The sequence below is a fragment of the Chiayiivirga flava genome, assembly GCF_014202825.1.
Classification (GTDB): Bacteria; Pseudomonadota; Gammaproteobacteria; order Xanthomonadales; family Xanthomonadaceae; genus Chiayiivirga; species Chiayiivirga flava.
In genome coordinates this window covers 339,134-356,426 of the sequence record NZ_JACHHP010000003.1, presented here as the reverse complement: position 1 = coordinate 356,426, position 17,293 = coordinate 339,134, and the positions used below count along the sequence as shown (strand labels likewise).

The following is a 17,293-nucleotide window of genomic DNA, read 5'->3' as shown; positions in this document are numbered from 1 at the left end:
CCCGGCACTACGCTGGCCCGCGCACCTGCCCGCGACCCGCGCACGGCCCGATGGATCCCCGCTTCGTCCACCTCCACCTGCACAGCGAATACTCGCTGACGGACTCGACCATCCGCATCGCCGGGCTGGTGTCGCGTTGCGTGGAGCTCGGCCTGCCCGCGGTCGCGATCACCGACCAGAGCAACCTCTTTGCGCTGGTGAAGTTCTACAAGGCTGCCGAGAAGGCGGGCATCAAGCCGATCGCCGGCTCCGATCTGTGGCTGGAAGAAGACGGTCTGCGCCCGGCGCGGCTGACGCTGCTGTGCCAGAACCATGCCGGCTACCTCAATCTCGCGCAGCTGGTGTCGCGTGCCTACCTCGAAGGCCACCGCGGCGACTACGTGGCCATCCGCCCCGAATGGCTGCGCGAATCCAGCGCCGGCCTCATCGTGCTCGCGGGCCGCGAGAGCGACATCGGACAGGTCGCGCTCGAAGGCAGGGACGACGAGGCCGATCGGCGCCTGCAGGTGTGGCAGCGCAGCTTCGGCGACCGCTTCTACCTGGAGGCCGTGCGCACCCAGCGCAGCGGCGAGGACGAATTCCTGCGCACCGCGCTCGACCTCGGCCACCGCCGCGACTGCGCCATCGTCGCGAGCAACGACGTGCGCTTCCTCGACGCCGACGATTTCGAAGCGCACGAAGCCCGCGTCTGCATTTCCACCGGCCGCGTGCTGGCCGATCCGAAACGCCCGCGCGACTACAGCGCCGACCAGTACCTCAAATCCGCCGACGCGATGGCCGAGCGCTTCCTCGACCTGCCCGAACTGCTGCAGAACTCGGTGGAGCTGGCCAAGCGCTGCAACCTCGAGCTGAAGTTCGGCACCTACTACCTGCCCGCGTTCCCGGTGCCGTCGGACGAAACGCTCGATTCGTGGATCCGCAGCCAGTCGCACGCGGGCCTGGAAAAACGTCTGCAGAAGAACCCCGTCGCGCCCGGACACACGCGCGAGAGCTATGTCGAACGTCTCGACGTCGAGCTCGACGTCATCACCAAGATGGGCTTCCCCGGCTACTTCCTGATCGTGGCGGACTTCATCAACTGGGCCAAGGACCACGACATTCCCGTCGGCCCGGGCCGCGGTTCGGGCGCGGGCTCGCTGGTGGCGTGGGCCCTCGGCATCACGGATCTGGATCCGATTCCGTACGACCTGCTGTTCGAACGCTTCCTCAATCCCGAACGCGTGTCGATGCCCGACTTCGACATCGACTTCTGCATGGACAAGCGCGATCAGGTCATCGATTACGTCGCCGCGAAGTACGGGCGCGACCGCGTCAGCCAGATCATCACCTACGGCACCATGGCCGCGAAGGCCGTCGTGCGCGACACCGGCCGCGTGCTCGGCCATCCGTACGGCTTCGTCGACTCGATCGCCAAGCTCATCCCGATGACGCTCGGCATTGGCCTTGAGGACGCGCTGGGCCGCAGCAAGGCGTCGAAATCGGATTCGAACCTGGTCAGCGCGGAACTGGTGCAGCGCTACGAGGCCGAGGACGACGTGCGCGATCTCATCGACCTCGCGCTCAAGCTCGAAGATCTCACCCGCAACGCCGGCAAACATGCCGGTGGCGTGGTCATCGCACCGTCGCCGCTGACGGATTTTTCGCCGCTGTTCGCAGAACACACGGCCAAGGGCGAGTCCGCGCGCAGCATCGTCACGCAGTTCGACAAGGACGACGTCGAAGCAGTGGGCCTGGTCAAGTTCGACTTCCTCGGTCTGCGCACACTGACCATCCTCGACTGGGCGGTGAAGGCGATCAACCGCAAGCGCGCCGCCAGCAACGAAGCGCCGCTCGATCTCAACACGCTGCCGCTCGACGACAAAAAATCCTACGAACTGTTCGCACGCGGCGACACCGTCGCCGTGTTCCAGTTCGAATCGCGCGGCATGCGCGAGTTGCTTAAGCGTGCCAGACCCGACCGCTTCGAGGACATCATCGCGCTCGCCGCGCTGTTCCGCCCGGGCCCATTGGGATCCGGAATGGATCGCGACTGGGTCGACCGCAAGCACGGCAACGCCAAGGTCACGTATCCGCACCCCTCGCTGGAAGCGGTGCTGTCGCCGACCTACGGCGTCATCGTGTACCAGGAACAGGTGATGCAGATCGCGCAGGTGCTGGCGGGCTATTCGCTCGGCGGCGCCGACCTGCTGCGTCGCGCGATGGGCAAGAAGAAGCCCGAGGAAATGGCGAAGGAACGCGCCAAGTTCGAAGCCGGCGCGGCCGAACGCGGGGTCGATCCGCAGGTGGCCACCGGCATCTTCGACCTGATGGAGAAATTCGCCGAGTACGGCTTCAACAAGTCGCACTCGGCCGCATACGCGCTGGTCGCCTACCAGACCGCTTGGCTCAAGGCGCACTACCCGGCCGAATTCATGGCCGCGGTGCTGTCGTCGGACATGGACAACACCGACAAGGTGACGAACTTCCTGGTGGAGGCGCGCGCACTGAAGCTCGAGGTGCTGCCGCCGGACGTGAACAGCTCGGACTACATGTTCGAGGCGATCGCGCCGGGCAAGCTGCGCTACGGCCTGGGCGCGGTGAAAGGCGTCGGCCACGGCGCGTGCGACGCCATCGCCCAGGAGCGCCACGCCAACGGACCATACCGCGACCTGTTCGATTTCTGCTGCCGCGTCGATTCGACCAGGATCAACCGGCGCGTGCTCGAAGCGCTGATCCACGCCGGCGCCGTCGACACGCTCGCGCCGAACCGCGCCACCGCGATGGCGCAGCTGCCCGAGGTGATGAAGGCGACCGAGCAGCTCGCGCGCGACCGCGCCGCCGGCCAGATCGACATCTTCGGCAACAGCACCGCGCCCGAACCGATGCTGCCGGTGCTGCCCGTCGTGCCGGACTGGTCGCTGGAACAGAAACTCGCCGGCGAACGCGACACACTCGGCCACTATCTGAGCGGCCACCCGCTCGATCCGGTGCGCGACCTGCTGCGCCAGCTCGCCACCTGCCGCCTCGACGAACTCGACAAGGCCTTCGAGGAACGCAAGTTCAAGCGCGGCAACGACGGGCTGCTCGTGCTCGCCGGGCAGGTGACCAACGTGCGGCGGCGCGGCGACTCGGTGGCGTTCGCGCAGTTCGAGGACGGCTTCGGACGGCTCGAGGTGGCGTTCTTCCGCGACGCCTGCAACGAGTACGGCTCCCTGCTCACGCGCGACCGCATCCTGCTGATCGAGGGTTACCTGCAGGAAGACGAGTTCAGCGGCGGCTATTCGCTGCGCGCGCGCTGTGCTTGGGACTTCAAGGTGGTCTGTGCGCAGCAGGCACGGCTGCTGAGCCTCACGCTCGATGCGCGCAGCGGCGGCGCCTTCGACGCCTTCAACACCGCCCTCGCGCCGTTCCGACCGGGTCGTACGCCGCTGCGCATCGACCTCATCACGGCGAACGCCAGCGGACGTGTCGAACTGAACGGCTCACAGGGCGTCCGCGCCGATCCGGAACTGCTCGCCGCATTGCACGCACTGCCGCTGGTGCAGGCGCCGAGCCTGTCGCTGGCGCGCATCGGCGGCACGCCATCGCGCCCGGAGCCGCGCGGCGAGTGACGCGGCGCTTGCGGTTAGTCCACCCGTGGACTAACATCGAAACATGGCCACCATCGTAAACGTCCACGACGCCAAGACCCACCTCTCGCGCCTGCTGGAGCAGGCCCACGCCGGCGAGGAAATCATCCTCGCGAAGGCCGGGGTGCCGTACGCGCGCCTCGTGCCGCTGGAAGCGGCGGCGCCGATCCGTCGTCCGGGTCGGCTGAAGGGGCGGATCAGCGATGCGTTCCTCGATCCGCTGCCCGAGGACGAATTGCTTGCATGGGAATCGCAGGGCGCGCAGCAGTCGTGAAGCTGCTGCTCGATACGCACGCTCTGCTGTGGTGGTTCACCGACGATCCGCGTCTGTCGGCGCCGGCGCGCCGCGCCATCGGCGACGGCGACAACGTGGTCCTGGTCAGCGCCGCCAGCGCGTGGGAAATCGCCATCAAGCACCGCCTCGGCAAGCTCGGCGAGGCACGCGCGGTGATTCCGCGCTACGACGAGCTGTGCGCCGCCGACGGCTTCACGCATCTGCCGATCACGCGGGCGCATGCGTTCATGGCCGGCAGCATCAGCGCCATGCACCGTGATCCGTTCGATCGCATGCTGGCCGCGCAGGCGCACATCGAGGATGCGCACCTGGTCAGCTGCGACGCCGCGATCGCCGCGCTGGGCATCGATCCGCTCTGGTAGCCGTGGCCGCTATACTCCCTGCCCCCGCTTTCGACGCCCCGGCACGATGAACCCGAACTTCCTCGACTTCGAACAGCCCATCGCCGAACTGGACGCCAAGATCCAGGAGCTGCGCCACGCAAGCCACGGCAGCGCGTTCAACATCGAGGAAGAAATCGGCAAGCTGCGCGAGAAGCTCAAGATCCGCACCGCCGAGATCTTCCGCGCGCTGACGCCGTGGCAGGTGTCGCAGCTGGCGCGGCATCCGCAGCGGCCGTACACGCTCGATTACGTGAAGCTGATGTGCGAGGAATTCCACGAACTGGCCGGCGACCGTGCGTATGCGGACGACGCCGCCATCGTCGGCGGGCCGGCACGCATCGACGGCAAGCCGGTGATGATCATCGGCCAGCAGAAGGGCCGCGACACCAAGAGCAAGATCCGGCGCAATTTCGGCATGCCGCGCCCGGAGGGTTATCGCAAGGCGCTGCGGCTGATGAAGATGGCGGAGCGTTTCCGGCTGCCGTTGCTGACCTTCATCGACACGCCGGGCGCGTATCCGGGCGTCGGGGCGGAAGAACGCGGGCAGTCCGAAGCGATCGCGCGCAACCTGCTGGAGATGTCGGAGCTGCGCACGCCGATCGTCTGCACGGTGATCGGCGAAGGCGGCTCGGGCGGCGCGCTGGCCATCGGCGTCGGCGATCGCACGCTGATGCTGGAATACGGCACCTACTCGGTGATTTCGCCGGAAGGTTGCGCATCGATCCTGTGGAAGAGCGCGGAGCGGGCGAAGGATGCGGCCGAGCAACTCGGGCTGACGGCGCCGCGGTTGCTCGAAAACGGCTTGATCGACCAGATCGTGAAGGAGCCGCTCGGCGGCGCGCATCGCGATCCGCAGGAGATGGCCGATCGCCTGAAAGGTGTGCTGCTGGGACAGATCGAGCAGCTGGAACGGCTGGACACGCACACGTTGCTGGAGCAGCGGTATGCCCGCATGCGCAGTTACGGGCGGTATCAGGCGGCTTGACGACCTGTCGGTGCGTGGCAGCCGTGTGACGCGTCGATGCACGCTGCAGTGTGGCACCCTCATCCGCCTGCCGGCACCTTCTCCCGCAGGGAGAAGGGATGCTTGACGTGCGCTGTCGAATTCCGGTGATCCGCATCGTGTCCAAGGGATCCATCATGAGAATCCTTCTCCCCGCGGGAGAAGGTGCCGGCAGGCGGATGAGGGCGCCACCTTGCGCGCGCCGCAGCATACCCAACGCGCGAGACATGGAACGCTTCAGCAAGCCCGCCAGCACCAATGCCACGGCTCGTACACGATGCCGTGTGGATTCCCGCGCGGATAGCTGAGCACAAACCCGAAATCACCCGCACGCATCTTCAACCATGCGAACGCCGCGGTCTTTTCGAACGATTCCTGCGCCGCCGGCTCGCCCGGCGTGCCGACGTCCAGCGCACATCCACCGTGATGCTCGCTGTAGCCGGGCGCGGCGTTGACCTGCAGGATCTCCTCCACGCCCTGCCCGCGTGCGCGTTTCCGCGCAAAGATGCCGGCCTGGTAGGCGTGGCTGCGGAACCCCGAGATCGCCTCCAGCCGCACGCCATCCGCCGCCGCCGCGGCGCGCATGCGTGACCACGCCGCGGCCGCCGCCGCCTGCAGGAACAGCGGTCGGCGGTAGCGATCGAATCCGGCGAACGCGAGCACGCGCGGTTCGGGCACCAGATCCAGCGCGTGGCGACGGCCGTAGTCGGCCGAAATTCCGAGCGCATCCAGATGCCGCCGCACGCCATCGAGCGGCAACGTCGCGTGCGACGCGGGTCGCGCCGCCAACTCCCGCAGCCGCCGCTGCAATGCATCGACGCCCGTCTGCGCACGCTGGCCTCGCGTTCCGCACGCTGCATCGCGCGGCCACGCGTTCGCGGGCGCCAGCAACTGCCAGCGCGCCGACACCCCGAGCCGCACCGCCGCAAGATAGCGGCCGTCCGTCTTGCGCCGCAGCAGCCAGTCGGCCTGCGCCAGCGCGCGTGCCACCGCGTTGGCGCGGCCACGCGCCAGCGCCGCGGGAATGGCGTCGACGGTGTCGAAATTGAGCAGGCGCCAGTCGCGTTGCAGCATGCGGCGAGCTTAACCAGCCCGGGCGCAGGTGTCAGCGACCTCGCCGTCGGCGATGCGGGCCGTGGCCACCGTCAGCGCAGCGCGGCCATCGCCAGGCCCACCAGCAGCGCCAGCGCGGACACCCCGAGCAACTGCGGAATCAAGCGACGGTCGTTGCCGAGGCGACGTTCGATCATTTTCGCGACATGCAGCATGGTCAATCTCCTGGTGACGAGTCGAACACGGAAGGTCAGCGCGACGACGCAGCGGCGTTGCGTCCGGGCAGGCCCGAGATCCAGTCGGCGATGGCATCGATCACGCCGGCATCGACGTGGCCTTCGACCGAATACTCCTGCGGATTCGGAGCACCGGTGCCGGCAATGAAGAGGTGATTCAGCCCGGGGAATTCGCGCAAGGTCACGCGCGTCTCGTCGCCGAACGCCGCCTGCCAGCGTGCGAAATCGCCCGCCGGCGTTACCTGGTAGTCGCGCGCGCCCTGCAGCACGAGCATCGGCTGCGGGATGGTTCCGGCAACGGCCACGGGATCGTAGTCGCGCAGGTCGATCCAGAAACGCGCCGGAAGCCCGAGCAGGTTGTCCGCGGCGGGGGCATCGGGCGTCAGCGTTGCGATCGCCGCGGCCTTCGCGCGCTCGATGTCGAGCTTCGCGCGTTCGTCGTCGGACACGCTGCCGTCGCCGGCGGCGAGGAATTCGATCTGCTCGATGTAGATGTCCGCGATCGGCCGCGCCGGCGCGGCGAGCAGCACGAGCCCGGCCACCTCCGGCGCGCGCTGCGCGATGCGCGGCGCCATCAGCGCGCCGAGGCTGTGGCCTGCGACGAACACGCGCGCCGGATCGATTCCGTCGGTGTCGCGCAGCTGCCGCACCGCCGCCGCCGCATCGTCGACCACTTCGTCGTCGACGTCGAAATCGCCGGACGCGAAATCCTCCGGTCGCGCCTTGGTGCGTTTTTCGTAGCGCAGCGAGGCGATGCCGCGCTCGGCCAGGCCGTGCGCGAGGTCGCGGAAGGGCTTGTTGAGGCCGACGGTTTCGTCGCGGTCGTGCGGGCCCGATCCGTGCACGAATACCACCGCGGCCACCGGTGCGTTCGCACGCGGGCGCGTGAGCGTCGCCGGCAACGCCCGGGCACCGTCGCCGAGCATCGCCTCGGTCTCGACGAAGGCCGCGGTCTCGACCGGTGCCGCCGGCGTGCTCGCGGCGGTCGCCGGCACCAGGCGGAAGCCGGAGATGTGGCGGTCCGCGTCGACCGCGATGCGTGCATCGAGCGACAGCATGGCGAACGTCAGCGTCGATGTCGCGACCGGTGTGCCGTCGACCGATTCGCCGCGCAGCGCACTGCGGGACGTGCGCGCGCCCAGCTGCGACGACAGCGAGGTCCACACTTCCTGCAGCTTGCCGCCCGCCAGCGCCTCGCGTGCGTTGGCGTCGAGCATCGCGAGGGCGTCGTCGTAGCGACCGGCATCCAGATGATCGAGGAAAGCATCGGCGATACGCGCATGCTCCGCGTCGAGCGCCGCGGCCTCCGCGACCGGCATGAATTGATGCACCAGCGCGCGACCGCCGAACCAGGCAGCGCCCAGCGCCAACAGCACGATCAACACGATCTTTTTCATGGCGTACTCCCGGACTGCGGCGCGTCAGCGCGCACGTTTGAAAAAGGCTTTCATCGTGCCGTTGACGGAGATGACGTTGATGAGCTCCCAGCCCTGCATGCCTTCGCGGTTGAGGGTCTCGGTGAGGTTCGCAGGCTCCAGCGCCTTGAACAGGAAACCGGCCTTGAGGTCTTCGACCTTGTATTCCCAGCGGGTGTGATGCATCAGTCGTTCTCCGGATTGGATGGCGCGGCCGCCGATCCGAGGCGGCCGCTCCTGCGCAGTGCGTCGCGCAGCACGTATTCGATCTGGGCGTTGAGCGAGCGCAGTTCGTCGTCCGACCAGCGCTGCATCGCGGCCAGGACCTCGGCATTGATGCGCAGCGGGTAGGCTTTCTTGTCGCTCATCGCTGTGTCCTGGCAAACGCCGGGCTCAGTACAGCGAGCCCGTGTTCACCACCGGCTGCGTGGCGCGGTCCGAGCACAGCACCACGAGCAGGTTGCTCACCATCGCCGCGCGGCGCTCCTCGTCGAGCTCCATCACGCCCGACTTCTTCAGCTCTTCCAGCGCCATCTGCACCATGCTCACGGCGCCGAAGACGATGCGCGTGCGTGCCGCCACCACCGCGTTGGCCTGCTGCCGCTGCAGCATCGCCTGCGCGATCTCCGCGGCGTAGGCAAGATGGCTGATGCGCGCCTCGATGACGTCGACACCGGCCTTGCTCAGACGCTCCTGGATCTGCTCCTGCAGATGCTGCGAGATTTCCTGCGGGTGGCTGCGCAGCGCGATCTGGCCGTCCTCGTGCTGGTCGTACGGGTAGCTCGATGCCATCGCGCGCAGCGCGGACTCGGACTGGATGTGGACGAAGCTCTGGTAGTCGTCGACGTTGAACACCGCTTCGGCCGAATCCACCACCTGCCACACGATGACCGCGGCGATCTCGATCGGGCTGCCGTCCAGCTCGTTGATCTTGAGCTTGCCGCTCTCGAAATTGCGCACGCGCAGGCTGATCTTCTTCTTCGAATAGAACGGATTGTTCCAGCGCAGGCCCTGGTCCTTCACCGTGCCGACATACTTGCCGAACAGGCTGAGCACCGCCGACTGGTTGGGTTCCACCATGTAGAAGCCGAACCAGGCGAAAAACACCACGATCGAGACGAGCACGGTGCCGACGAGAACCGGCGCGCTCCTCGTATTGGCGCCGTAAACGAATGCCGCGGCCACCGCCAGCGTGAGCACGAGCATCAGGAACAGGACCGGAATTCCGGGGCGGGAGGACATCGGCGCTTCTTTCATGGCGGCTCTCCAGAGGGTGTGTTAACGATATCATTTCGATATCAAATTGCAAGACGAGGTGTGCATGCGGATGTGACCGCCTCGGCGATCTTTCGTTTTTAACCGAAAAATCAATTATTTAACGAAGTGCCGTAGCGAAGAGGCTCCTTGTCCCACCGGGGAGAAGATGGCCGGCAGGCCGGATGAGGGAACGCGTTTCGATGTCGCATGCCGGTTGAAGCAAGGGCGGCGCTGCACTCCCCACCGGAACACCGCAGCGCCCTTCCCTCATCCGCCTTCGGCACCTTCTCCCGGGAGGGAGAAGGAAGAGCATCGAAGAGGTTTCCTTCTCCCGTCGGGAGAAGGTGGCCGGCAGGCCGGATGAGGGAAACGCGTTTCGATGTCGCACGCCGGTTGAAGCAAGGGCGGCGCTGCACTCACCAACCGGAACAACCGCAGCGCTCTTCCCTCATCCGCCTTCGGCACCTTCTCCCGGGGGGAGAAGGAAGAGCATCGAAGAGGTTTCCTTCTCCCGGGGGGAGAAGGACGAGCATCGCAGCGCCCGGCCTCATCGACTGCGACCCTTTGCTCCGACGCGAGAAGGAAGAACATCGCGGCGCCCGGTGCTTGTCCGCCTAGGCACCCTCTCCTGCGGGAAGAAGGAAAATCGGCGCGGCGTTCGGTACCCGTCCGCCGGCGGAACGATCTCTCGGCGGAGAGGACATCAGGGAAGTTCGAGGCGCATCAGCGGTGCGGGCAGGCGCTCGGAACTGATCCACACCGCGTGGTTGTCCACGTCGAAGCCGATCGCTTCGGCCTGCGGAATCCACGGGAACTCGATCGCGCGGGCCGGTCGCGTCACTGCCGCCGCCCAGCCCTCCGGCACGCGTTGCCACAGGTACACGCGGCGGTAGTTCAGGGCCGCGAGCCAGCTGCCGTCCGAGGCGATGTCCAGGCCCGTGATCTGCGCCCGGTAACGGCCGTAGACGGGGTTTCGCCGCAGGTCGTCGGGCGTGGGCTGTTCGATGCCCGCGAGCGTGCCGACGCGTTCGGCGGTGAGCGTCGCATCGCCACGCGGCGCGAGCGGCAGGCGGAACAGTTCGGGCGGGATGCGTTTCTTCGAGACCAGATAGATCTCGCCGCGCTGCACGTCGACCGCCGAGCCTTCGCAGTCGCGCGGACCGTCGGGCCAGACGAAGCGCACGCTGCGTGCCACCGGCACCGTGGCGTCGGCGACGGCCGCAGGCTCCTCGACGAAATGCATCGCCAGTTCGCGCCGCAGACCGCCGTTGTCGCCGGTGTCGGCGATCATCAGCCAAGATGTGCCGTCGACCTCGAAGCTGCTGATGTCTTCCCAGTCGACGTTGCGCACGCCCTCGAGTGCGAGCGTTGCACGCACCGCGCCGCTGTCGTCGAGCGCGTAGATCTCGGCCGGGCGGTCGCTGTCGTTGAGCACCCAGAACAGTCCGGGATGCCGGCGCGAGGCCGCGATGCCGCTGATCTCGTCGACGCGCGCGTCGGTGACGAGCGCGCGCAGCTCGGTGCCGGACGGCATCTGCGCCGCGGTCAGGTCCTGCGCCGGGGACGCGGCGGCAATGCACAGCGGCAACAGCAGCGCGGCGAACGTGCAGGACGCCTTCATCGCGCCGCCCGCTCCCGCCGCAGCTGCGCGCGTTCGCGCCAGCCCAGACGCCGCACGTCCCGTATCGACACCGCACCAAGCAACTCGAGGCCCTCGTAGAAGCGGAATGGATCGCCGTCGCCGGACGAAAACGCGATGTGACCCGCGTCATGGCCGCGCAGCGCCGCGTCGAAACCTTGCCAGCGTCCGTCCACCCACGCCAGTACCCAGGCGTGCGGGACGAAGACGTCGCGCCGGCCGCCGTAGGCCGGCGTGTAGGCGATGCCGGTGGCCACGCGCGCGGGGATGCCGAGCGCACGCGCGAGTGCCGCCAGCAGCACGGCGTGTTCGGTGCAGTCGCCCTCGCGGTCGCGCAGCACTTCGCTGGCGGACGCGTAACCCACACGCAGCGATTTGGTGCGGATGTAGCCGCGCACGAAGGCCTCGAGCCGGACCATGCGGGCGCGCGCGCCGCGGGCGTCGCCGGCGGCCTCGCGCGCGAGCGCCGCCACGGCGGGAACGTCGGACTGCAGCCAGCGCGTGGCGGCGGTGTCCGCGGCCACGGGCGGATCGCGACCGTCGCCGGCCGGATCCACGCGCAGGCGCAGCTCGCCGCCGTCGCGTTCGATCCACTGTCCGGGTTGCGCAGCGAGCGCGTCACCCTCGCCTTCGCGCAGGACGAGCCGATAGGCGAGCGGCGCATCCAGATCGCCGCGCCGCAACGCGCGCGGTGCGGCCACGAGCATCGCGTCGAGCACATCCGCCGGCTGCACCGGCGCCAGCGCGCACGCGCGGTCGCAGGCGTGCACGTCGAGCTGCAGCCCCACGGCGGGAAAACGCAGCCGGCGCAGCGCCCACGTGGCCGGATCGACCCAGGCCTGCGATCGCATCGCGCCGCCGTCGAGCCACGTCGTCTGCGCCAGCGGCACCAGGCGTTCGGTGCGGTCGTGCACGGCGACCGTCTCGGGCGCACCGACGCGCGTGAGCAGCTGCGAGGCCTGCAGCGAGCCCGGATCGAACGCCAGCATCACGAACTGGGTACCCGCTGCCAGTCCGCCGCGCTGCATCGCAAGGCGCTGTCCTTCGATCAACAGAGCCTCGGCCGGCCAGAGCAGATGGCGACGCTCCACCCCGCCCGGCTGCTCGATCGCGACGCGCAGATGGTCATGCTCGATTTCGCCGCGCACGCGCGTCACGCTGCCGCCCGTGTCGATGCGCGAATCGAACGCCAGCGGCGTGCCGTCGGCGAGTTCGAGCGTGGTTTCCTCGCTCTGGATGGTGAGGGTGTCGCCGCTGCGCGAGAGGGTCATCGACAGCAGCTGGCGGCTGCGCACGCGACCGCCGTCTTCCTCCACGCGCGACTGCTGCATGTGGCCGATCTTGCGCCCGTCCAGGTGCACGCTGAACCAGCGATCCTCCGCGCGCGCGAGGGCGCAGGCGGCAAGCAGGCACAGGGCAAGGGCGATCCGTCGCAAACCGGTCTCCGGAAGAACGGACGAATGATGCCACGACGGCATGCGGCTGCGCGCCGGCGGGCACGCATCGGATCGGCATCGGTCAGGAAACGCGGTGCCGACAGCGGAGCCGGCCGGAGATCCGGTTTACCCCTGCCGCGTACGATCAGCGACGCTGCCAGATCAATCGTCCGCGGTCGTTCTCCAGCACCAGATATGCGTCCGAAAAGCGATAACGCGCGGCCGGCTGGAAGCCGGCCTGACCGTCGAGCTGCACGTACAGGACGCCGCCGTCGCTGGACCAGCGCCCGCTGTACTGCAGCTGACCGGCGCCGTCGTAGCTCCAGTCTCCGCCGCCGCCCACCGAGCGACTCCACTGCGACACGCGTCCATCGGCGCCGAGCTGCATCGTCATCACCGTCGTGAACGAGGCGAAGTCGGCGCCTCCGCTGTTGATCATGGTTTCGTTCACCCAAGTGCCGATCAGGCTGCGATCGAGGCTGCCCGGCACGGCCGTCGCCGCGGCGTCCGTCGCGGGCGGCAGCGTGCGGCGGAACAGCGCGCGCGCGGACTTGCGTTCGCCGGTGAGCGGGTTGTGCGCGTCGATGCTTGCGTCCAGCGTGTCGCCTGCGATCCGCGCATCGAGCGCCGCGATGTCCAGCCCCGTGGACGGCTCGCGCACGCGGGCCAGCAACCGGTCCTCCTCGAGCCGGCCCGCGACCTGCAGCCGCAGCGCGCCTTCGACATAGGTGCCGGAGACGTCGGCGCCGGCGCTACGCAGCGAAAGCTGCGTGTCGACGCCGTCGACCGTGGCGCGGTACTCGCCATCGATCCCCGCCGCCGTCGCGCCCGCGACCGCGGCCGCCAACAGCAGGCCCATGCCCGCGCGCACCAGAATCGATCGTCGCCACGCCATCATCGTCGCCTCCGTCGGAGCGATGCCCCGTTGCAGGAGGTCACGGAAAACGCCGCCGGATTCTGCCGCGACCCTCACTCCGCCCGCTGCAGCAGATCCCAGCGGTTGCCGTAGAGGTCTTCGAACACCGCGACACTGCCGTACGCCTCGTGCCGCGGCGGTTCGAGGAAACGCACGCCGGCAGCGATCATGCGGGCGTGGTCGGCGGCGAAGTCGTCGGTGTGCAGGAACAGCCAGACACGGCCGCCGCCCTGGCTCCCGACCGCGGCCTCCTGGGTGGCATCGGCAGCGCGCGCGAGCAGCAAGCGGGTCTGCGGGGCACCGGGCGGCGCCACCAGCACCCAACGCTTGTCCGCGCTCAGCGCGGTGTCTTCGACCAGGGTGAAACCGAGGGTGCCGGTGTACCAGTCGATGGCCTCGTCGTAGTCGCGGATGAGCAGCGCGATGGCGCCGAGGTGCTGGGGCATGGGATCGGTCCGAGGGGGTTCGATGGACGGGGCAACTAGAGGCGCGAATACGTCCACGACACCATGCCGCCGTCGCGGTAGGGCATCACGCCGTGGAAGGCGCGCGGGTCGGCATCGAACACCAGCGGGAGAAAGTGGCGGTCACCGTCCCACAGCGGCAGGTCGAGGATGCGTTCGATCTCCACCCATTCGAGCGTGCCCTCGGGATTGCTGGCGTACGGCGTGCCGGCGAACGCATCGATGCGGAACACGAATCCGAGCCAATCCTCCCCTGCCTTGCCGAATCCGGGCCAGCTGATCGTGCCGCGCAGCACCATCGCATCACATTCGATGCCGGCCTCCTCGCGGATTTCGCGACGCATGCCGGCCACCACGTCCTCGTCGGCTTCGAGCTTGCCGCCCAGGCCGTTGTATTTGCCGAGGTGCTGATCGTCCGGGCGTGCGTTGCGGTGCACCAGCAGCACGCGGCGGCGATCGGGCGAGAGCACGTAGCCGAGCGTGGCGACGATGGGGGTGTAAGGCATCGGGGCACATCCGTCCGCGTCAAACCTGTCATGATAGCCGCGTCCGGCCACGGCCAGACGCGGTTAACCCGAGCCCTGCGACACTGCGGACCGGGGCGCGTTTCCTGCGGCCGCGCGTCCCCGCCGGCGCCACGGCATGTCGTTCGACGCTCGGCGTTCCCGCGACCGCACCACACGTCCCCGCCTTCCGCTTTTTGTCCGCGCGCTGCCACCGCTCGCACCGCGCGTCGCGACTCCCGCCCGACCCGTCGCACGACGGCGCGCCCGCCACCGGCACGCCGCACTCAAAGGACTGACCGTGACTTCGATTTTCGACATCGCCAACGGCGAGGAACACGACGGCATCGATGCGTCGGTCTCGTGCGGCTCCTGCGCCGCCGTCTGCTGCCGCCTCACCGTCATCCTCTCGTCCGAGGACGAGGTGCCCGAGCGCTACGTCCGCCACAGCGTCACCGGCCCGGACACGATGGCGCGCGGCAAGGACGGCTGGTGCCTTGCGCTCGACCGCGAACTCAAATGCTGCAGCATCTACGACGAACGTCCGGACGTGTGCCGCAAGTTCGCGATGGGCAGTCCCTACTGCGTGGCCGAACGCGAGGACTACGACCGCTCCGGCCCACGTCTGATCCCGTTCGCCTGGGCCTGAGGCCGCGCTGCGCAGGCGCGCGACAGCGCGCGTCCTGCTCCGGTCAGAACGCCCATCGCATCACCACCTGGTAGCTGGGACCTGCCTCTTCGCTTTCCACTTCGTACTCGTCGTAATCGCGCGCGATCTGGTCGCCGAGGTTGTCGAACTTGTCGAAGAATTCGTCCTTCGACGCGTCCAGAAGGTTCGCGGCCGTCAGGCGCACCGACACGCTGTCGCCGAAACGCTTCTCGACGAACAGCTCCAGATCCTCGCCGTAGCGGATCAGCACTTCCTCGGCCAATATGCGGCTGAACGCATCGCCCTGCTTGCGGTAGGTCGCGCCGAAGCTCGCGCTGACGTTTGGCAGGTCCTGGATGAAGCCGATGTTGTAGACCGACTTGGCCTGGTCGTTGAAGCGGCGCTCGCCGAGGAAATCGGTGACCTCGCTCTTGAGGTACGAATAGTTCGCGAACACGCCGGTGTTCTCCAGCCCGAACGCGGACAGCGGCGTCGACAGGTCGAACTCCACGCCGTAGACCGTGCCGTCGCCGACGTTGGCCGAGGTGAACACGAAACTGTCCGGATCGAACGGGTTGGCGGCGATCGCTTCGTCCTCGCTCACGCCGTTCTCCTCCATGTACTCCTCGATGTCGTCGGCATAGCTGTCGAGCGCGTCCTCGCTCGGTTCGCCGGTGTTGACCACCTCGATCAGGTCCTTCACGTCGCGGTAGAACACGTTCACGCCGACCACGCCGCGCCGGCCGAGGCGATGTTCGAAACCCAGGTCCAGGCCGTGGGCGGTTTCCAGGCCCAGCTGCGGGTTGCCGACGTAGTCGTTGTCGCCGAACTCGCCGTCGAGCACGGCCGGGATCAGCTCGTTGAAGTTCGGGCCCTTGACGGTTTTCGCCAGCGACAGGCTGATGCGGTCGCTGTCGCTCACGTCCCACTTGAGGTGCAGCGACGGCAGCAGTTCGTCGTAGTCGTTGCTCGCGGCGCCTTCGATCTCGCCGTCCTCCACGTAGCGGATGTCGGAATCGGTGGTCTCGTAGCGCACGCCCGCTTCCCACGCCAGCACGCCGGCGTTGCCGGAAAACATCAGGTAGGGATCGAGACGGTCTTCCTCGATCACGCTCGCGACCACGCCATCGGGTTCGTACACCACCGGGTCGCCTTCGTTCTCGGCTTCGAAGGCGAAGTAGCTGTAGGTGATGGCGCGTTCCTTGGTGCGGTAGTCGATGCCGAATTCCATCTCGACCGCATCGCCGAACGGACGCTCGTGTGCGATCCTGAAGCCGGTTTCGTCGTCCTTCGCGTCGACGGCCTCGGCTTCGGCCTCGGACGCGTCCCATTCGCCGTTGACGTACTCATGCGACTCTTCGGTCACCGAGCTGTCGTCCTCGAAGCGGGCGTGGTCGGCGACGAACTTGGTGCGACCGCCGGCCATGTCGAACGCGTACTCGGCGCCGATGCCCCAGTTCCGCTGGTCGATCGGGTTCAGGCCCGGGACGTTCGCTTCGATCACGTCGTCGCCGTCGAATTCGACTTCGCGCGAGACTTCCGTTACGTCGCGATCGGTCTTGACGTAGAAGCCGTCGACGCTGAAGAAGTCGGTCTCGCCGACCTCGGCGGTGTAGGACAGGTTGCCCGAATAGTCGCGGCCGTCCTTGACCTCGACCTGGTCCTCGAAACTGACCAGTTCGTCCCTCGATGGATCGGCGAAGCGATCCGAGCGCTTTTCCTTCGAGCGGTAGCGATCCTGCACGTTGATGCCGGCGAGGATGCGTCCGCCGAGCGCGTCGCCGCTGGTGACCGCGCCGAAGGTCGGGTTGATCTCGCCGTCGTCCCAGCGGTTGGCGCCGAGGCGCACATAGCTGCCGTCGAACAGGTAGGCGTCGCGCAGCACGATATTGATCGCGCCGGCGATGGCGTCGCCGCTGCGATTGGCGCTGCTGCTGCGCAGGATCTCGACGCGGTCGACCATTTCGGCCGGGATGCGGTCGACCCAGAACGAACGATCGTCGCCCGCACCGGGCACCTGCTTGCCGTTGATCAGCACCTGGGTGTAGCCGCCGGTCAGGCCGCGCAGCTGCGCGCCGTCGAACTCCATGATGTCCGCGCCGACGAAGGCCACGCCCGGCACGCGCTTGAGCATGTCGCCGACGGTGTTGGGTTCGAAGCGCTGGAAGTATTCGAGGTCGTAGACCAGGGTCGGCGCGATGGCGTCGGGGCGGTCGCGGTAGGTGATCTGGCCCTGCACCACGATGCGGTCGAGCGACAACGCGGTGCTGCCGTCCGGCATCGGTGCGGGCAGTGTCTGTGCGGCCGCAAGGCCCGCGCTGCCGAGAGTGACGGCGGTGGCCCGGGCGACACAGCGGGCCAGGAGGGTCTTTCGCATGGACGCGCGATCCGGTGGTGTGAATCCGGCTTTTCTACGCGCGCCGCGTGGCGGCAATG

At 68.0% G+C, this 17,293-nt stretch carries 17 protein-coding genes; 5 read left to right on the top strand and 12 right to left on the bottom strand.

Going from position 1 to position 17,293, the window contains the following annotated elements; translation table 11 throughout:
- Window positions 1–50 precede the first annotated feature (50 nt).
- The 4 genes from dnaE to HNQ52_RS10025 are packed head-to-tail and all read left to right on the top strand — an operon-like array spanning window position 51 to window position 5,271.
- Window positions 51–3,590 (top strand): DNA polymerase III subunit alpha, encoded by a 3,540-nt coding sequence (gene dnaE, locus HNQ52_RS10040; RefSeq protein WP_183961000.1) that lies wholly within the window; start codon window positions 51–53, stop codon window positions 3,588–3,590.
- Window positions 3,591–3,633: 43 nt separating this feature from the next.
- Window positions 3,634–3,882, top strand: a complete 249-nt coding sequence (locus HNQ52_RS10035; protein WP_183960999.1) for a type II toxin-antitoxin system Phd/YefM family antitoxin — start codon at window positions 3,634–3,636, stop codon at window positions 3,880–3,882.
- On the top strand, window positions 3,879–4,265 hold the full coding sequence (locus tag HNQ52_RS10030) for a PIN domain-containing protein (protein ID WP_183960998.1): 387 nt from the start codon (window positions 3,879–3,881) through the stop codon (window positions 4,263–4,265). Before HNQ52_RS10035 ends, HNQ52_RS10030 begins: the two co-directional genes overlap by 4 nt.
- Window positions 4,266–4,311: 46 nt before the next feature.
- Entirely contained in the window at window positions 4,312–5,271 is a 960-nt protein-coding gene (locus HNQ52_RS10025) for an acetyl-CoA carboxylase carboxyltransferase subunit alpha (RefSeq protein WP_183960997.1), read from the top strand.
- Window positions 5,272–5,526: 255 nt separating this feature from the next.
- On the opposite strand, the gene HNQ52_RS10020 is transcribed toward HNQ52_RS10025, so the two are convergent.
- From HNQ52_RS10020 to HNQ52_RS09975, 11 genes are all read right to left on the bottom strand, one after another.
- Window positions 5,527–6,363 carry a M15 family metallopeptidase gene (locus HNQ52_RS10020; RefSeq protein WP_183960996.1) on the bottom strand — a complete coding sequence of 279 codons (837 nt, stop codon included), beginning with the start codon at window positions 6,361–6,363 and terminating at the stop codon, window positions 5,527–5,529.
- A 71-nt stretch (window positions 6,364–6,434) separates the two neighbouring features.
- Window positions 6,435–6,557 (bottom strand): hypothetical protein, encoded by a 123-nt coding sequence (locus HNQ52_RS17440; protein WP_281378002.1) that lies wholly within the window; start codon window positions 6,555–6,557, stop codon window positions 6,435–6,437.
- Window positions 6,558–6,592: 35 nt separating this feature from the next.
- Window positions 6,593–7,975 carry an alpha/beta hydrolase gene (locus tag HNQ52_RS10015; RefSeq protein WP_183960995.1) on the bottom strand — a complete coding sequence of 461 codons (1,383 nt, stop codon included), beginning with the start codon at window positions 7,973–7,975 and terminating at the stop codon, window positions 6,593–6,595.
- 24 nt (window positions 7,976–7,999) lie between these two features.
- Window positions 8,000–8,179: a DUF4177 domain-containing protein gene (locus HNQ52_RS10010; RefSeq protein ID WP_183960994.1), complete on the bottom strand. Its 180-nt coding sequence runs from the start codon at window positions 8,177–8,179 to the stop codon at window positions 8,000–8,002.
- Window positions 8,179–8,361: a type II toxin-antitoxin system antitoxin gene (locus tag HNQ52_RS10005; RefSeq protein ID WP_183960993.1), complete on the bottom strand. Its 183-nt coding sequence runs from the start codon at window positions 8,359–8,361 to the stop codon at window positions 8,179–8,181. Before HNQ52_RS10005 ends, HNQ52_RS10010 begins: the two co-directional genes overlap by 1 nt.
- A 25-nt stretch (window positions 8,362–8,386) precedes the next feature.
- A complete protein-coding gene (locus HNQ52_RS10000) occupies window positions 8,387–9,250 on the bottom strand; it encodes an SPFH domain-containing protein (protein ID WP_183960992.1) in 864 nt (287 codons plus the stop codon).
- 703 nt (window positions 9,251–9,953) lie between these two features.
- Window positions 9,954–10,871, bottom strand: coding sequence for an SdiA-regulated/phytase-like domain-containing protein (locus HNQ52_RS09995; protein ID WP_183960991.1), 918 nt, complete (start codon window positions 10,869–10,871; stop codon window positions 9,954–9,956).
- Complete coding sequence (locus HNQ52_RS09990) at window positions 10,868–12,325, bottom strand: transglutaminase-like domain-containing protein (protein ID WP_183960990.1); 1,458 nt, start codon at window positions 12,323–12,325, stop codon at window positions 10,868–10,870. Before HNQ52_RS09990 ends, HNQ52_RS09995 begins: the two co-directional genes overlap by 4 nt.
- Window positions 12,326–12,470: 145 nt before the next feature.
- Window positions 12,471–13,220: a hypothetical protein gene (locus tag HNQ52_RS09985; RefSeq protein ID WP_183960989.1), complete on the bottom strand. Its 750-nt coding sequence runs from the start codon at window positions 13,218–13,220 to the stop codon at window positions 12,471–12,473.
- Between the two features lie 74 nt (window positions 13,221–13,294).
- The gene (locus HNQ52_RS09980; protein WP_183960988.1) at window positions 13,295–13,687 is read right to left on the bottom strand and encodes a VOC family protein; all 393 of its coding nucleotides are present in this window, start codon (window positions 13,685–13,687) and stop codon (window positions 13,295–13,297) included.
- 35 nt (window positions 13,688–13,722) lie between these two features.
- On the bottom strand, window positions 13,723–14,211 hold the full coding sequence (locus HNQ52_RS09975; RefSeq protein WP_183960987.1) for an NUDIX hydrolase: 489 nt from the start codon (window positions 14,209–14,211) through the stop codon (window positions 13,723–13,725).
- Window positions 14,212–14,509: 298 nt separating this feature from the next.
- On the opposite strand from HNQ52_RS09975, the gene HNQ52_RS17170 reads away from it, so the two are divergent.
- Window positions 14,510–14,857, top strand: a complete 348-nt coding sequence (locus tag HNQ52_RS17170) for a YkgJ family cysteine cluster protein (protein ID WP_343059296.1) — start codon at window positions 14,510–14,512, stop codon at window positions 14,855–14,857.
- A gap of 43 nt (window positions 14,858–14,900) precedes the next feature.
- On the opposite strand, the gene HNQ52_RS09965 is transcribed toward HNQ52_RS17170, so the two are convergent.
- A complete protein-coding gene (locus HNQ52_RS09965; protein ID WP_183960985.1) occupies window positions 14,901–17,234 on the bottom strand; it encodes a TonB-dependent receptor plug domain-containing protein in 2,334 nt (777 codons plus the stop codon).
- Window positions 17,235–17,293: the final 59 nt, after the last annotated feature.

Coding starts and splice junctions, on each gene's coding strand:
- HNQ52_RS10020 (WP_183960996.1), bottom strand. CDS start 6,363: ATGCTGCAACGCGACTGGCGCCTGCTCAATTTCGACACCGTCGACGCC.
- HNQ52_RS10000 (WP_183960992.1), bottom strand. CDS start 9,250: ATGAAAGAAGCGCCGATGTCCTCCCGCCCCGGAATTCCGGTCCTGTTC.
- HNQ52_RS10010 (WP_183960994.1), bottom strand. CDS start 8,179: ATGCATCACACCCGCTGGGAATACAAGGTCGAAGACCTCAAGGCCGGT.
- HNQ52_RS17440 (WP_281378002.1), bottom strand. CDS start 6,557: ATGCTGCATGTCGCGAAAATGATCGAACGTCGCCTCGGCAACGACCGT.
- HNQ52_RS09995 (WP_183960991.1), bottom strand. CDS start 10,871: ATGAAGGCGTCCTGCACGTTCGCCGCGCTGCTGTTGCCGCTGTGCATT.
- HNQ52_RS09985 (WP_183960989.1), bottom strand. CDS start 13,220: ATGGCGTGGCGACGATCGATTCTGGTGCGCGCGGGCATGGGCCTGCTG.
- HNQ52_RS10015 (WP_183960995.1), bottom strand. CDS start 7,975: ATGAAAAAGATCGTGTTGATCGTGCTGTTGGCGCTGGGCGCTGCCTGG.
- HNQ52_RS09980 (WP_183960988.1), bottom strand. CDS start 13,687: ATGCCCCAGCACCTCGGCGCCATCGCGCTGCTCATCCGCGACTACGAC.
- dnaE (WP_183961000.1), top strand. CDS start 51: ATGGATCCCCGCTTCGTCCACCTCCACCTGCACAGCGAATACTCGCTG.
- HNQ52_RS10005 (WP_183960993.1), bottom strand. CDS start 8,361: ATGAGCGACAAGAAAGCCTACCCGCTGCGCATCAATGCCGAGGTCCTG.
- HNQ52_RS09975 (WP_183960987.1), bottom strand. CDS start 14,211: ATGCCTTACACCCCCATCGTCGCCACGCTCGGCTACGTGCTCTCGCCC.
- HNQ52_RS09965 (WP_183960985.1), bottom strand. CDS start 17,234: ATGCGAAAGACCCTCCTGGCCCGCTGTGTCGCCCGGGCCACCGCCGTC.
- HNQ52_RS10035 (WP_183960999.1), top strand. CDS start 3,634: ATGGCCACCATCGTAAACGTCCACGACGCCAAGACCCACCTCTCGCGC.
- HNQ52_RS10025 (WP_183960997.1), top strand. CDS start 4,312: ATGAACCCGAACTTCCTCGACTTCGAACAGCCCATCGCCGAACTGGAC.